Origin of the sequence: Aeromonas sp. SCS5 (assembly GCF_001887375.1) — a bacterium.
In the GTDB taxonomy this organism is placed as follows: Bacteria; Pseudomonadota; Gammaproteobacteria; order Enterobacterales; family Aeromonadaceae; genus Aeromonas; species Aeromonas jandaei.
Genome location: NZ_LFCS01000003.1, coordinates 441,026 through 455,961 on the forward strand (window position 1 = coordinate 441,026; position 14,936 = coordinate 455,961).

13 protein-coding genes and 3 tRNA genes are annotated in these 14,936 nt (G+C 60.8%); 12 read left to right on the forward strand and 4 right to left on the reverse strand.

The window, feature by feature from the left end:
- Positions 1-134: 134 nt before the first annotated feature.
- A complete protein-coding gene (locus tag BS300_RS05090; RefSeq protein WP_071911197.1) occupies positions 135-1,325 on the forward strand; it encodes an amino acid aminotransferase in 1,191 nt (396 codons plus the stop codon).
- Between the two features lie 77 nt (positions 1,326-1,402).
- Here the strand turns inward: BS300_RS05090 and BS300_RS05095 are convergent, their stop codons facing one another.
- Both BS300_RS05095 and BS300_RS05100 read right to left on the reverse strand, forming a co-directional pair.
- Positions 1,403-1,900: a DUF2062 domain-containing protein gene (locus BS300_RS05095; protein ID WP_071911200.1), complete on the reverse strand. Its 498-nt coding sequence runs from the start codon at positions 1,898-1,900 to the stop codon at positions 1,403-1,405.
- A complete protein-coding gene (locus BS300_RS05100) occupies positions 1,894-2,412 on the reverse strand; it encodes a DUF2062 domain-containing protein (RefSeq protein ID WP_042031164.1) in 519 nt (172 codons plus the stop codon). The genes BS300_RS05095 and BS300_RS05100 overlap by 7 nt, the downstream gene beginning before the upstream one ends.
- Positions 2,413-2,439: 27 nt before the next feature.
- On the opposite strand from BS300_RS05100, the gene BS300_RS05105 reads away from it, so the two are divergent.
- The 11 genes from BS300_RS05105 to BS300_RS05155 all read left to right on the forward strand — a co-directional run bounded on the left by BS300_RS05105 (position 2,440) and on the right by BS300_RS05155 (position 13,021).
- A complete protein-coding gene (locus BS300_RS05105) occupies positions 2,440-4,656 on the forward strand; it encodes a DNA internalization-related competence protein ComEC/Rec2 (protein WP_071911202.1) in 2,217 nt (738 codons plus the stop codon).
- Positions 4,657-5,095: 439 nt separating this feature from the next.
- Positions 5,096-6,859: a lipid A ABC transporter ATP-binding protein/permease MsbA gene (gene msbA, locus BS300_RS05110; RefSeq protein ID WP_043849448.1), complete on the forward strand. Its 1,764-nt coding sequence runs from the start codon at positions 5,096-5,098 to the stop codon at positions 6,857-6,859.
- Entirely contained in the window at positions 6,859-7,854 is a 996-nt protein-coding gene (lpxK, locus tag BS300_RS05115) for a tetraacyldisaccharide 4'-kinase (RefSeq protein ID WP_071911204.1), read from the forward strand. Before msbA ends, lpxK begins: the two co-directional genes overlap by 1 nt.
- A gap of 121 nt (positions 7,855-7,975) precedes the next feature.
- The gene (locus BS300_RS05120) at positions 7,976-8,164 is read left to right on the forward strand and encodes a Trm112 family protein (protein ID WP_005347033.1); all 189 of its coding nucleotides are present in this window, start codon (positions 7,976-7,978) and stop codon (positions 8,162-8,164) included.
- Entirely contained in the window at positions 8,161-8,910 is a 750-nt protein-coding gene (gene kdsB / locus BS300_RS05125; RefSeq protein ID WP_071911206.1) for a 3-deoxy-manno-octulosonate cytidylyltransferase, read from the forward strand. Before BS300_RS05120 ends, kdsB begins: the two co-directional genes overlap by 4 nt.
- A 212-nt stretch (positions 8,911-9,122) precedes the next feature.
- Positions 9,123-9,767 (forward strand): UvrY/SirA/GacA family response regulator transcription factor, encoded by a 645-nt coding sequence (gene uvrY, locus BS300_RS05130; RefSeq protein ID WP_033112896.1) that lies wholly within the window; start codon positions 9,123-9,125, stop codon positions 9,765-9,767.
- Between the two features lie 129 nt (positions 9,768-9,896).
- Positions 9,897-11,750, forward strand: coding sequence for an excinuclease ABC subunit UvrC (uvrC, locus tag BS300_RS05135; RefSeq protein ID WP_041208502.1), 1,854 nt, complete (start codon positions 9,897-9,899; stop codon positions 11,748-11,750).
- 223 nt (positions 11,751-11,973) lie between these two features.
- The gene (pgsA, locus tag BS300_RS05140; protein WP_041208501.1) at positions 11,974-12,528 is read left to right on the forward strand and encodes a CDP-diacylglycerol--glycerol-3-phosphate 3-phosphatidyltransferase; all 555 of its coding nucleotides are present in this window, start codon (positions 11,974-11,976) and stop codon (positions 12,526-12,528) included.
- 180 nt (positions 12,529-12,708) lie between these two features.
- Positions 12,709-12,784 (forward strand) — tRNA-Gly (locus BS300_RS05145).
- Positions 12,785-12,819: 35 nt separating this feature from the next.
- Positions 12,820-12,893, forward strand: a tRNA-Cys gene (locus BS300_RS05150).
- Positions 12,894-12,934: 41 nt separating this feature from the next.
- Positions 12,935-13,021: transfer RNA gene (locus BS300_RS05155), tRNA-Leu, on the forward strand.
- Positions 13,022-13,275: 254 nt separating this feature from the next.
- Here BS300_RS05155 and BS300_RS05160 read toward each other — a convergent pair.
- On the reverse strand, positions 13,276-14,436 hold the full coding sequence (locus tag BS300_RS05160; protein ID WP_071911208.1) for a phage late control D family protein: 1,161 nt from the start codon (positions 14,434-14,436) through the stop codon (positions 13,276-13,278).
- Positions 14,436-14,927 (reverse strand): phage tail protein, encoded by a 492-nt coding sequence (locus BS300_RS05165; RefSeq protein WP_071911210.1) that lies wholly within the window; start codon positions 14,925-14,927, stop codon positions 14,436-14,438. Before BS300_RS05165 ends, BS300_RS05160 begins: the two co-directional genes overlap by 1 nt.
- Between the last annotated feature and the right edge of the window lie 9 nt (positions 14,928-14,936).

The window sequence follows — 14,936 nt, forward strand, 5'->3', positions numbered from 1 at the left end:
AGAGCAGGCCAAAAAGCGGTTTTCCCCCACGGAACGCGATGATATAAAGAGTTGACGAAGCGCTCGCGGATGAGCGCTTTTGTTTACCACGCCGCTTTGCCACCCAATGAACTCAACGGAATACAGGGAATACCATGTTTGAAAAGGTTGTTGCCGCCCCAGCGGATCCGATCCTGGGCCTGACCGAAGCCTTCCGCGCCGACTCTCGCAGCCACAAAATCAATCTGGGGGTCGGGATCTACAAGGATGAGACCGGTGCCACCCCCATTCTTCACTGCGTCAAGCAAGCCGAGCAGAAGCTCCTGACCGACGAGAAGACCAAGAATTACCTCGGTATTGAAGGCAATATCGAATATGGCCGCATCGTGCAGCAGCTGCTGTTCGGGCAGAACTCCGCGCTGGTCGCCAGCGGCCGCGCCAAGACCGCCCAAGCGCCGGGCGGTACCGGTGCCCTGCGTATCGCTGCCGAATTTGTGGTACGCAATGGTCTGGCCAAGACCATCTGGATCTCCGATCCCACCTGGGCCAACCACGTCAGCGTGTTCCAGGCTGCCGGTCTGACCGTCAAGTGGTACAAGTACTACGACGCCGCTACCAAGGGGCTCGACTTTGCTGCCATGCAGGCCTCGCTGGCTGAAGTGCAGGCTGGGGATCTGGTACTGCTGCATGGCTGCTGCCACAACCCGACCGGTATCGACCCGACCGCCGAGCAGTGGCGTGCACTGGCCGAGCAGAGTGCTGCTGCCAGCTGGTTGCCGCTGTTTGACTTCGCCTATCAGGGCTTTGCCCGCGGTATCGAAGAGGATGCCGAAGGTCTGCGCATCTTCGCCGAGTGCCACGACGAGCTGCTGGTGGCGAGCTCCTTCTCCAAGAACTTCGGTCTCTACAACGAGCGGGTCGGCGCCTTCACTCTGGTCAGTGCGACCAAAGAGATCGCCGACGTGGCCTTCACCCAGGTCAAGACCGTCATTCGTGCCAACTACTCCAACCCGCCGTCACACGGCGCCGCCGTCGTCACCGCCGTGGTGAGCGATCCGGCCCTCTATGCCGAGTGGGTGGAAGAGGTTGCGGCCATGCGCGTGCGCATTCGCGAGATGCGCGAGCTGCTGGTGGAGAAACTGGCTGCGCGCGGCGTGAACCAGGATTTCAGCTTTATCCGCGAGCAGAACGGCATGTTCTCTTTCTCCGGTCTCTCCAAGGATCAGGTTGAGCGTCTCAAGAGCGAGTTTGCCATCTATATCGTCGGCTCCGGCCGGATCAGTGTGGCCGGTATCACCCGTGCCAACATAGATCCGCTTTGCGATGCCATCGCCAAGGTGCTGTAACGCCAGCCGTTAACCGCACTACTGAAAAAGCCCGTCACGCCAGTGACGGGCTTTTTTGATCCAGCCGGGTGAGCTGTTCAGCGAACGCCTTGCAACCAGCGGCGCAGCTGAAGCACCAGCAAGGTGAGGGCGCCACCCAGCAGTGCGGTGAGCACCGCCAGCAACATGCTGCCGAGCAGGAAGGGGGGAACAAGAGTTGCCGCTTCCTGCTCCAGCCAGTGGAGCGTCCAGGTGAGGTGGAAGGGCTCCGGCGTCTTGTGCAGCACCAGACAGCCGGTGCGATAGGCATAGAGGTACATGAAGGGGAGGGTGAGCGGGTTGTTGAACCAGACCGCCAGCAGCGCCAGCGGCAGGTTGAGGCTGAACGCCAGCGCCAGCCCGACCGCGATGAGCGAATGCATCGGGATGGGGAACCAGCAGGCGAAGATGCCGGCCGCCACGGCGCCGCTCAGGGCGCGGCTGCCCCCTTGCCAGAGGGCGGGCGCGAGCAGTCGCTCACCAAACAGGGCAAACCACTTCTGCTTGCGCAGGGTATCGGGATCGATCTTGAAACGGGAGAACCAGCGACTCAGCATGGGCGTGCCACCTTGCGTTTTTGCCACTGACGCACCGTACTGATGCGCCAGAAGGTGCGGATCACGGCGTAACCTATGAGCGAGCTCAGCAGGGCCAGCACCAGCGAGCCCAGCAGGAGCGGCGGCGCGACGGTTTCAAATACCGATACCAGCCAGGCCCAGGTGAACTGGATGTCGACATGTTGCGAGGTTTGCCCCAGCAACTGGCAACCGACCAGATAGGCGCCATAGAACATGGGGGGAATGGTCAGTGGATTGGAGAGCCAGACCAGCGCCACAGCGAGGGGCAAATTGACCCGGCAGGCGATGGCGAGCCCGGCGGCCAGCAACATCTGGCAGGGGAGCGGCACCCAGGCCATGAACAGCCCCACGGCGAAGGCTCCCGCAGCCGAGCGCCGGTTGAGATGCCAGAGATTGGCATCGAGCAGCAGGCGACCAAAGAGTCGCAAGTGCTTGTGTTCTTTCAGGGTTTGCGGGTCGGGCATCCAGCGTTTGATGAGTCGTTTGGGCATATTGAAACCTTGCTAAATACTTGCACCATGGATCTGCGTCTGTTGTCGTTTGCCCTCGGGGCAAGCTCCTCACTGCTCTGGCCATGGTTACCTTCACTTGCATGGGGGGGCCTGTTGCTGTCCCTGCTGGTTCCCCTTGCCTGTTGCCGTGCGTGGCGGCTGCTGTTTCTGCTGCTTGGCATCCTCTGGATGCAGGCCACTCTCTCGTATCACCTGGCCTGGCTGGAGCTGCTTGACAAAAAAACGAGCCATATCATAACCGCACAGCTGCAAAGTGCAGAGTCCGAAGGGGAGAAATTTGTCCGGCTGATCCTCAGTGTCCATGAACTGGATGGTCGGCAGCTCCGTCCGTCCCCCCTGATCCGGGTCAATGCCTATCAGCAGCTGCCCCCCCTGACGGCGGGGAGTGAACTCACACTGGTGACTACTCTCAAGCCGGCCCACGGCCTTGCCAACGAGGCGGGGATGGATGGTCGTCGCCTGCTGCTCGGCAAGGGCATTACGGCTACCGGCAACCTGCGGCGGGTGATCCATATCGCGCCGGTGGCGCCCGGACTACGCGAGCGCTGGCTGGCGGCGGCCAACGAGAGCTGGCGAACTCTTTCGCAGGCCCCCTTGCTGGCGGCGCTCACCTTCGGTGAACAGAGTGGTATCACCGATGAGCAGTGGAGCCTGTTTCGCGGCAGCGGGCTGACCCACATCATCGCCATCTCTGGCCAGCACATCGCGCTGGTGGCGGTACTCGGCTGGTGGCTTGGCCGTTTGTTCGGGCTGCGCGGAGCGATCTGCGTGTCGCTGCTGTTTGCCGCCACTTACAGCTGGCTGGCGGGGTTTGCTGTGGCGACCGAGCGAGCCCTCATCATGGTTCTGGTCTGGAGTGTGCTGCGCTGGCGACGGCGGGAGTGGCCGGCCTACCGCATCTGGCTCTGGGCTTTTGTGGTGCTGACCCTCTGGGATCCCTTTGCCCTCTACTCGGCCGGTTTCTGGCTCTCGTTTCTGGCGGTCGCTATCTTGCTGCTGGTCGGTTACTTCCATGAAAAACCAACCCTCTGGCAGATCCAGCTCTGGATGCTGCTCGGTTTGCTGCCGCTGCAGTTGGCGCTGTTCGAGGGGATTGCGCCGCTCGCCATGGTGATCAACCTGCTGGCGGTGCCGCTCTTTTGTATCGTCATTATCCCGCTGGCGCTGATCGGCGTGCTGCTGGCACCGCTCTCTGGCGCGCTCGCCTACGGCCTGTTCTGGCTGGCAAATCTCGGTCTGGAGTGGGTGCTCATCCTGCTCGATATGCTCGCCTCCCGAGTCCAGCTCTGGTGGCCACTGCCGGGCTGGTGGCTGCCGGTGAGCACGCTCTTGCTGTTGCTCTGGTTCTGCTGGCAGTGGCGGGTGGCCCGCTGGCTCTTGCTGCCGGGGCTGCTGGCCCTGACGCTTTTTCTCTGGCCGGCGCCGCCGCGCTGGCAGGTGCGGGTGCTCGATGTGGGGCAGGGGTTGGCCGTGCTCATCAGCAAGGGGGAGCGCGCCATCCTCTATGACACCGGCGATCGCTATCCCGGTGGCTACAACATGGCGGATACGGTGATCCTGCCCACCTTGAGCCACCTTGGCATCAGGGTCATCGATCGCCTCATCATCAGCCACAAGGATCGGGATCATGCGGGCAACCGCAAGCGGCTGCTCAGCGCCCTGACGGTGCGCAGCGAGCTCTCCTCCTACCCTTTCACCCCGTCAACCACCCTCTGTCAGCGCGGTCAGGCGTGGTCATGGCAAGAGCTGCAGTTTCGCGTGCTCTGGCCAGAACAACCCGGGGCAGGGCACAACAACGATGGTTGCGTGGTACGCATCAGTGATGGCGAGCGCAGCGTGCTGCTGAGCGCCGATATCGAGCGGCAGGCGGAGCAGCATCTGGTGGCACTCGAGGGGGGCAGGCTTGCCAGCACCCTGCTGGTGAGCCCGCACCACGGCAGTCGCACCTCCTCCACCCCGCCTTTTGTCGCCGCCGTGGCGCCTCGTTACGTGGTGCACAGCGCCGGCTTCATGAACCAGTGGGGCTTTCCTCGTCCCGAGGTAGTCGCACGTTATCAGGGATCGATCCAGTGGGTGACCGGTCTGGGCGGGGAGGTAGTAATTGCGCCGGTCGCAGATGGTATGCAGGTCAAAGCCGAGCGGGATCATGGCCCCTGGTACCGGCAAGCTGGCAACTGGTGGCAGCCGAAAGTATGGGGAGATCGGCCAGACCCATCACTTTGAGCGGAAGTGTTTCTGCCACTCGTTTTTCCCGCTGGCGCCCTCTTGCACCGCCCATATTGTTGCAAATTTATACGGTTTAAATGGAATTCAGTTTTACTGGTGAAACAATCAAGGGTCGGCAAGTCGAGCCTTGTGGGCCAGAGTGACCAATACTGGGTGGCCGAATAGCCCCGCAGTGATATTGCTGGTCGGCCGCGGCCTGTATGGCGCCGGGATGCAGAGGCCGTGAGGATGCCGGGTTGGTGCAAGGGTAGCCCGCGTGCGCCGTGGCACGGCCGGCCGTCATATGAAAGGGCGAATATGCGGGATAATCGGGGCGTGATGAAGGCATCTCATCCCTGATTTGGGGGCCGAATCCCTGCTATCTGTATGGTGGCGCTTGGTGGATGTCTACTGTTTGGCTAGAATACCCCGTCATTTCCATTACCAACGGCTATTCATGCAACAAGAAACTTCACAAGGTAGCTGGCCAGTATTCAAGCGCCTGCTCGGTTATGTCCGTGACCGCAAGCTTGGCCTGATCGGCGGCATCATCGGCATGCTGGGTTATGCCGCTGTCGACACCACCTTCGTCTACTCCATCAAGCCGCTGATCGACCAGGGGATCAACGGCAACGATCCGACCGTGCTCAAGTGGATGCCCTTCTTCGTTCTGGGCATCGTGGCCCTGCGCGGTGTCGCCAACTTCCTCTCCAACTACTGCATGGCCTGGGTCGGCAACCACGTGGTGATGCGTCTGCAACAGCAGGTGTTCAATCACATGGTGGCGATGCCGATGAGCTTCTTCGACCGCCAGAATACCGGCCACCTGCTCTCCAAGGTGACCTATGACGCGAGTCAGGTCTCCTCGGCGGCGAGCACCACCCTGGTGACCCTGGTGCGGGAAGGGGCGACCGTGGTCGGCCTGCTCGGCCTGATGTTCTGGCACTCCTGGCAGTTGTCGGTGATCTTCCTGGTGGTGGGCCCGCTGGTGGGCATTATCATCGGCCTTATCAGCCGTCGCTTCCGCCAGATCAGCCGCCATATCCAGCAGGCGGTAGGTGATATCACCACCTCCACCGAGCAGATGCTCAAGGGGCACAAAGAGGTGCTGATGTTTGGTGGCCAGAAGGTAGAAGAGAAACGCTTCTTCCAGGTCAGCAACAACATGCGCCAGCAGACCATGAAGATGGTCGCGGCTGATGCCATCGGCAGCCCGGTAGTGCAGATGGTTGCCTCCATCGCGCTGGCCGCTTTCCTCTATGTGGCCACTGTCGACAGCGTGCGCAGCACCCTGACTGCCGGTACCTTCACCGTCATGATCACCTCCATGATGATGCTGCTCAAGCCGCTGAAAAGCCTGACCGACGTCAACAACCAGTTCCAGCGTGCCATCACCGCCTGCCACAGCCTGTTTGGCCTGCTCGACACCGAGCCGGAGCAGGATACCGGTACCCGCACTCTGGAGCGTGCCCGTGGCGAGATTGAGTTTCGCAATGTCACTTTCACCTACCCGACCAAGGACACCCCGGCGCTGCACAACGTCAGCTTCAAGGTGGAGGCGGGTAAATCGGTGGCGCTGGTGGGCCGTTCCGGCTCAGGCAAGAGTACCATTGCCAGCCTGTTGACCCGCTTCTACGACATCGATCAGGGGGAGATCCTGCTCGACGGCGTCAACATCCGCGAATACAAGTTGAGCGAGCTGCGCAAGCAGTACGCGCTGGTCTCCCAGCATGTTCACCTGTTCAACGACTCGGTGGCCAACAACATCGCTTACGCCGCGGAAGAGAAATACAGCCTCGACGAGATCAAGCAGGCCGCCCGTATCGCCCATGCCGACGAGTTCGTCAGCAAGATGAGCCACGGTTACGACACTGTGGTTGGCGAGAACGGTGCATCCCTCTCCGGCGGTCAGCGCCAGCGTGTTGCCATCGCCCGCGCCCTGCTGCGCGATGCGCCGGTTCTGCTGCTGGATGAGGCCACTTCGGCCCTCGATACCGAGTCCGAGCGCCACATTCAGGCGGCTATCGATGAGCTTTGCAAGGCGCGTACCTCGCTGGTGATCGCCCACCGCCTCTCCACCATCGAGAAGGCGGACGAGATCCTGGTGATCGACGAAGGCCATATCGTCGAGCGTGGCAACCACGCAGCACTGATGGAGCAGCGCGGCACTTATGCCCAGCTGCGCGCCATTCAGTTTGGCAATGCAGGAAACAAGGCCTGATGCTGGAACGGCTCTGGTATCGCAAAAGTGGCTGGCGCTGGTTGCTGGCCCCTTTTGCCCTGCTGTTTGCCATCATCAGCGGCACCCGCCGCTACGCCTATCGCCACCGCTGGCTAAAGGGGTATCGCTCCTCCTTGCCAGTGATCGTGGTGGGCAATATCTCGGTGGGCGGCAACGGCAAGACCCCGGTAGTGGTCTGGCTGGTGGAGCAGTTGCAGGCACGCGGCTATCGCCCCGGGGTGGTGAGCCGTGGTTATGGCGGCAAGGCGCCCGATTATCCCTATCGGCTCGATGCCGCCAGCACCACGGCGCAGGCCGGTGATGAGCCGGTACTGATTGCCCGGCGCTGCGGCTGTCCGGTGGTGGTTGCCCCGAAACGGGCCGATGCGGTACGACTGCTGGAGCAGAGCGGCGAGGTGGACATCATCATCACCGACGACGGCCTGCAGCACTATGCGCTGGCCCGCGACATCGAGCTGGTGGTGGTGGACGGAGCGCGCCGTTTTGGCAACGCCTGCCTGTTGCCGATGGGGCCGCTGCGCGAGCCGGTCACCCGCCTCAAACGGGTGGACGCCATCATCTGCAACGGCGGCGAACCGGGCAAGGGGGAGTACACCATGCAACTGGTCGCCGACACCCCGCGCCGGGTGCGCGACGATGCACCGCTTGCCGTCCCCTTGTCGGGGCCGGTCGATGCGCTGGCGGGGATTGGTCATCCGCCCCGCTTCTTTGCCACCCTCGAAGGGCTCGGCTATCAGCTGGAGCAGCAGGCCGCCTACGGCGATCATCACCCCTTCGATCGGGATGAGCTGGTGGGGCGCTTTGCCAGCAAGCCGCTGCTGATGACCGAGAAGGATGCGGTCAAGTGCCGCCCGTTTGCCCTCGATAACTGGTGGTATCTACCGGTCAGCGCCGAGTTGCCAGCCTCCCTGCTCGACACCCTGCTGCACAAGCTGGGGACGAAGGGGAAGGGCGCTGCCAGGGCGCAAGATTAATCTCTCTCGCCTCGGCGGGGGAGCAGGGGGTTGATATGCCCCGCATGGAATAGCTGGTTGCTCGACATCCATCGCTGGCGTGATGAATCCGCCAGCGCGACATCGTTGAAGGAGTATCGTTTTGGCTTTGGACATCAAGTTGCTCGACATCATCGCCTGCCCGGTCTGCAAGGGTAAGCTGCACTACAACAAGGCCGTGCATGAGCTGGTCTGCCGCTTTGACAAGCTGGCCTATCCGCTGGAGGAGGGGATCCCGGTGCTGCTGGAGAACCGCGCCCGTCCGCTTAATAGCGACGAGCTGCCGTCATGAGTTTCGTCGTCGTCATTCCGGCCCGCTACGCCTCCACCCGGCTGCCGGGCAAACCGCTGGCTGACATCCATGGTAAGCCCATGGTGCAGCACGTGGTGGAAAAAGCGCTGCAATCCGGTGCCGATCGGGTGATCGTCGCCACCGATGACGAGCGGGTGCAGCAGGCACTGCTGACCACCGGCGTCGAGGTGTGCATGACCTCTCCGGATCACCAGTCCGGCACCGAGCGTCTGGCCGAGGTGTGCCGTCACTACGGTTTTGCTGCCGATACCATCATCGTCAATGTGCAGGGGGATGAGCCGCTCATTCCGCCCGCCATCATCCGTCAGGTGGCGGACAATCTGGCCGCCGCCACGGCGCCGATGGCGACCCTGTCGGTGCCGATCAGGGATGCCGAAGAGGCGTTCAATCCCAATGCGGTCAAGGTGGTGACTGACAAGGATGGCTACGCCCTCTACTTCAGTCGCGCCACCATCCCGTGGGATCGGGATCGCTTTGCCAACAGCCACGAGCAGATTGGCGACCACTACCAGCGCCATATCGGCATCTATGCCTATCGCGCCGGCTTTATCCAGCGTTATGTGGACTGGGCGCCGAGCGTGCTGGAGCAGGTCGAGGCGCTGGAACAGCTGCGGGTGCTCTGGTACGGGGAGAAGATCCACGTGGCGCAGGCGCTCGAAGCGCCACCGGTTGGTGTCGATACCCAGGCCGATCTGGAGAAGGTGCGAGCCTTCCTGGCGGGCTGATCCGGCAGGCTGAAGATAAGAAAAACGGTGTCGCAAGACGCCGTTTTTTGTTTTGAGTATCTCGATAATTATCTGATTACGAACACTATAAATGCGCTTTATCAAACTTTTGGCGTGCATGGTTTGCCAAAGCGGCGAGTTTGGTTATGATGCAAGACGCCCTGTTAACCCTAACCGGGCGGCCAAAACGAGATAAAAAACGGGGTGTTTGGGTGATAAATGTATTCCTGGTCGATGACCATGAGCTGGTGCGTACAGGGATAAGACGCATTCTGGAAGATGTTCGCGGGATCAAGGTGGTAGGCGAAGCACAGAGTGGCGAAAATGCAGTTGCTTTCTGTCGTCAGCACCATCCGGATGTGATCCTGATGGACATGAACATGCCGGGTATTGGTGGTCTGGAAGCGACCCGCAAAATTCTGCGGATCCGCCCCGATGTGCGCATCATAGTGCTGACCATCCACTCAGAAAATCCTTTCCCGACCAAGGTAATGCAGGCTGGCGCCGCCGGTTACCTGACCAAGGGGGCCGGGCCGGACGAGATGATTCAGGCGATCCGGTTGGTGCACTCCGGTCAACGCTACATCTCCCCGGAGATCGCCCAGCAGATGGCCCTGAGCCAGTTTGCCTCGGCGGACGAGAACCCCTTCAAGTCCCTCTCCGAGCGGGAGCTGCAGATCATGATGATGATCACCAAGGGGCAGAAGGTGACCGATATCTCCGAGCAGCTTAACCTGAGCCCGAAAACGGTCAACAGCTACCGTTACCGCCTGTTCAGCAAGCTGGGGATCAACGGTGACGTGGAGCTGACCCATCTGGCCATTCGCTACGGCATGCTGGATGCCGACACCCTGTAAGCGGGGGAGTGTGGTCACCAAGGCGGCATTTGCCGCCTTTTGCTTTTTAGCCCCCTTTTGCATTTTCATGAGTGGGCGCAGTATGCTCTCCCCCGTCTTTTTGCCTTCATCCGTTGAGTCGAGTTGCCGATGACCCTCTCTCCCGAGCCCCTTTTTGACAGCAAAGCTTTTCTCGCCGCCGTGACGCACCAGAGCGGCGTCTACCGCATGTATGACAGCGGCGGCACCGTCATCTACGTGGGCAAGGCCAAGGATCTGAAAAAACGGCTCGCCTCCTACTTTCGGGCCAATGTCGACAGCATCAAGACCCGTACTCTGGTGCGCCAGATCGCCGATATCCAGGTCACCGTCACCCACACCGAGACCGAGGCGCTGATCCTCGAGCACAACCTGATCAAGCAGTACCAGCCCCGCTACAACGTGTTGCTGCGGGACGACAAATCCTACCCCTGGATCATCATCACCGCGCATCAGCATCCGCGCATCGGCGTCCATCGCGGTGCCCGCAAGATCAAGGGGGAGTACTTCGGCCCGTACCCTTCCGGTGGCGCAGTGCGCGAGAGCCTGCACCTGATGCAGAAGATCTTTCCGGTGCGCCAGTGCGAGGATGCAGTCTACGCCAACCGCACCCGTCCCTGCCTGCTCTATCAGCTCAAGCGCTGCGCTGGCCCTTGCGTGCCTGGACTGGTGAGCGAGGCCGAATATGCCCAGCAGGTTGAGCTGGCCAAGCTGTTTCTGGCGGGCAAGAACCAGCAGGTGATCGGCGAATTGGTGGGCAAGATGGAGTCCGCCAGCGGCGATCTGCGTTTTGAAGAGGCGGCCCGCTATCGGGATCAGATCCTGGCGTTGCGCCGGGTCACCGAACAGCAGTCGGTGAGTGGCAACGTGCTGGACGAGCTGGATGTGGTGGGGGTCGCCTTCGAACAGGGGGCGGCTTGCATTCACGTGCTCTTTATCCGTCAGGGCAAGGTGCTCGGCTCGCGCAGCTACTTCCCGAAAGTGCCGGCCGATACCCAGCTCGACGAGGTGGTGCAATCCTTCCTGCTGCAGTTCTATCTGTCGGGGCAGGGGGGACGGCAGATCCCGAGCGAGGTGCTGCTCGACGTGGCGTTGGAAGATGAGAACGTCATCGCCGAGACCCTGAGCCAGACCGCCGGCTACAAGGTGCGGGTGGTGAGCCGTACCCGTGCCGAGCGGGCCCGCTTCATCAAGCTCGCCTCCATCAATGCCGAGACGGCGCTGCGCTCGCGGCTTGCACACAAGAGCACCATCACCGCCCGTTACGACCAGCTGGAAGAGCTGCTGGAGCTGGAGCGCCCCATCGCCCGCATGGAGTGTTTCGATATCTCTCACACCATGGGGGAGCGCACGGTGGCCTCTTGCGTGGTGTTCAACCGGGAGGGGCCGCTTAGCTCCGAATATCGCCGCTTCAATATCGACGGCATCACCGGCGGCGATGACTACGCGGCGATGGAGCAGGCGCTGGAGCGGCGCTTTGGCAAGCAGCAGGAGCCGGACAAGGTGCCGGACGTGCTCTTTATCGACGGCGGCCTCGGCCAGCTGCGCCGCGCCGAAGAGATCCTGGCGCGCCAGCTGGAGTTCCTCGGTGGCAAATATCCGCTGCTGGTGGGCATTGCCAAGGGGGTCACCCGTAAGGCGGGGTTGGAAACGCTCATCATGGGGGAGAGCCACGAAGAGTTGCATTTGCCGGCAGATATGCCCGCTTTGCACCTTATTCAACATATTCGCGATGAATCCCACCGTTTTGCCATTACCGGCCACCGGGCACGGCGAGCCAAAGCCCGCACCAGCAGCACGCTGGAGGATATTCCGGGAGTGGGGCCGAAGCGGCGTCAGGCACTGCTCAAATATCTGGGCGGCCTGCAGGAGGTGAAAAAGGCGAGTGTGGATGAACTGGCCAAGGTGCCCGGCATCAGTCAGGAGCTGGCCCAAGCCATCCACGATGGTCTGCATTCGGCCTGAGTGTTGAATGACACTGTTTTTTTCATGAGATGATTAACTGGGAACATTCGCTAACTCCTTGATGCACAAGAGCCGTGACGCAGGGGGGCCGTAAATGCCATAATGGCGCGGTATTGCGAAAGGGTTGATGGATTAAAAAAGACCAAGACGGGCGTCAGTGCGGTTGCATCGCAAATCGGCTTTGGCGCACTATGTAGCGACGTACAAGAAGTGGCTGAAAATAATGACAAACATACCTAACATGCTGACGTTTTTCCGGATTTTGCTCATTCCCGTCTTCGTCATCCTGTTCTATCTGCCTTACCAGTGGTCCTATCTGGCCGCTGCCATCGTCTTTATTCTGGCCGCTGCCACCGACTGGTTTGATGGCTATCTTGCCCGCAAGCTCAATCAATCCACCGCCTTCGGTGCCTTCCTCGACCCGGTCGCCGACAAGATCATGGTGGCCACAGCACTGGTCATCATCGTCGAACACTACAACACCATCTGGGTCACCATTCCCGCCATGACCATGATTGGTCGCGAGATCATCATCTCCGCACTGCGCGAGTGGATGGCTGAGCTCGGCAAGCGCTCTTCGGTGGCCGTGAGCTGGATTGGCAAGTGGAAGACCATGATCCAGATGGTGTCGCTGACCGGTCTTATCTGGCAATACAACGTCTGGATGGTGTGGCTGGCCTACGTGCTGCTCTATGTCGCTACCGTGCTCACCTTCTGGTCGATGTTCCAGTACATGAAGGCAGCCTGGAGCGATCTGACCCATCACTCCAGCTTCTGAGTTATCAGGCAGTAACAGGCCGTTTCTCGCAATTTCAGACAAGAAACGGCCAAAGGCGCTAAAAGTGTGCAAAAAGGGCAAAAAACGCCCGAACGATCAGTTAATTAAATATTTCTGGTTGACTGGGCGGGGAACATCGCTAGAATGCGTCCTCGTAGTCAGGCAGTCAGCCAGACCAATGCGGGAATAGCTCAGTTGGTAGAGCACGACCTTGCCAAGGTCGGGGTCGCGAGTTCGAGTCTCGTTTCCCGCTCCAAATTCAGACAATAGAGAGCCAACTCTCTTTTGCATGGCGCGTTAGCAAAGCGGTTATGCAGCGGATTGCAAATCCGTTTAGTCCGGTTCGACTCCGGAACGTGCCTCCATATTGACAAGCCCGCGGCGCGAGCTTGATACCGATTACGGTGCCCGAGTGGTGAAATCGGTAGACACAAGGGATTTAAAATCCCTCGACGTTCGCGTCGTGCCGGTTCGATTCCGGCCTCGGGCACCATTAAAATCAAAGAGTTATGAAAGGCCACTAGAAATAGTGGCCTTTTTCTTTTGCCTAAATGGCGACAAAGTGGCGACAGCGCTTTTTTAAGCGGTTCACCCTTCCTGTAATGTTGAGCAACAGGATCTTCTTGTATGATGCCGCTCTGCCTGACGGCGCACTTCATGCGGCGCCTTTCCCTGGCCATGTCTCGGTGCGTTGTCAGGCAGAATGAGAAGTGCCCCACATTGTGGGGCACTTCTCGCATCCAGACATCACTCCGGCAGCTCTGCAAGCTTCACTTCGAGTTGCAGGCGGTTGGTGTAGCCCTGATCGGTGAGGTCGTGCACCACTTGGGTGAGTAGCCAGTCGGCCTCGTCGATTTGTGGTTTGAAGCCCCTGACCGTGGTGGGTTGTTCTGGGTAGAGTTCGGGGCGGCCTCTGGCCAGGGTGATCTGAAACTCGGCCACGCCGCGTTGCAGCTTTTCCCATTCAGCCCGAGCGGCACGCATGGCGTTGCTCTGGCTGGCGTAAACGTGGCGCAACTCTTTGACGTTCTCACTGTCGCCAACCAGCAGCTCGTTCTCCTTCTTGTTGACCACTACGCCCGGCGGCAGCGGCCGTTCCTCCTTCGGTTTGGTCTTTCGCTTGCGCTTCACCTCTATTTTCTTCTTCTCGGCAGCTTTGTTGTCTTGCCAGTAGGCGATGACACCGGTGTAGGCGTCGCGGTCGGCCACCGAGAACTGGTGCTGATCGCCGTCCTGGCGGGTGATGGTGATGGCAGGGAGTGGCTTGCCGCTGGCGGTGGTGCCGTTGCCCGCCTTGATGAACATCAGACGGCCTGATTTGACGGTGGCGATGGCATCCTGCTCGGTGGCCAAGCGGGTGAGAAAGGCCAGATCGCTCTCGTTGGTCTGGTCGATGTGGTCGATCACCATCCCCTTGAAGGCGTCGCCTACGCTCGGGGTCAAGCCATAGCGGGCGGCCAGCTGCTCCACGATGGCGCCGATGGTCTCGAAGTGCCAGCTGCGTTCGCGCAGTTTGTTCATGCCGCCGCGAAGGTCAGCCGACTTACCCCTGATGGTGAGCACATCCGGCGCGCCACCGTGTTCCACCTCGTCAATTTTGAAGGTGCCTTTATCGACCAGGGGGCCGCCTTGCCAGCCTATGCTGGCTTGTAGGGTGGCCCCACGGCGCGGCATGGCCAGCTTGCCGTCGCTGTCATCGAGGGCGATTTCGATGGTGTCGGCAGAAAAGCCCCGGTTATCGGTGATGGTCATGTGCATCAGGCGCGGGCGCAGGGTGCCCGAGACATCGCTGCCATCGACCTGCACCTGATAGGCGGGGGCCGGATGCTGTTGGCGCATGGCATCCAGCTGGCTGGTGATACCAAGGTTTTCAGCCAAGCGGGTACCGAACTGGTCGAATGCCCCCATCAGAGCAGCCCCCCGAGTTTGCCGCCCACGGTGTTCAGCAGCTTGCCAACGCCCAATCGACCGAGCAGGTTGCCCGCGGTGCGTCCGAGCAAGGTATTGCCGAGGGAGCTGTCGTTGTCATCGACCCGCTTGAGCTTGATGCTGAACTCGATTTTTCGGGTGCTGCCATCCTGGAAGAACTCGCTGCGGGTGGTGCTGATCCCCTCGATCACGAACAAGCCGCGCATCACGCCATCCCCCTGGATCAGGGGGAAGGCTTGGCCGCTGTCGCCCATGCTATTGAGCATATCGAGGGAGACTGGGCCACCGGTGAGCTCTGGATAGAGCACCCCGCTTAAGTTACTGAGTTCGTCATCAGGGCCGAGGTACTGATATGAGGGGCGGGCGCCGACCCGGTTATTGCCCGGGTGGCGCCATGATTTTTCGTCTTGTTGGGATTGGGGGGCCACGGTCGAGCGCATAAACACGAACCAGCCCAGGGTCATCATCATGGTGCTTGC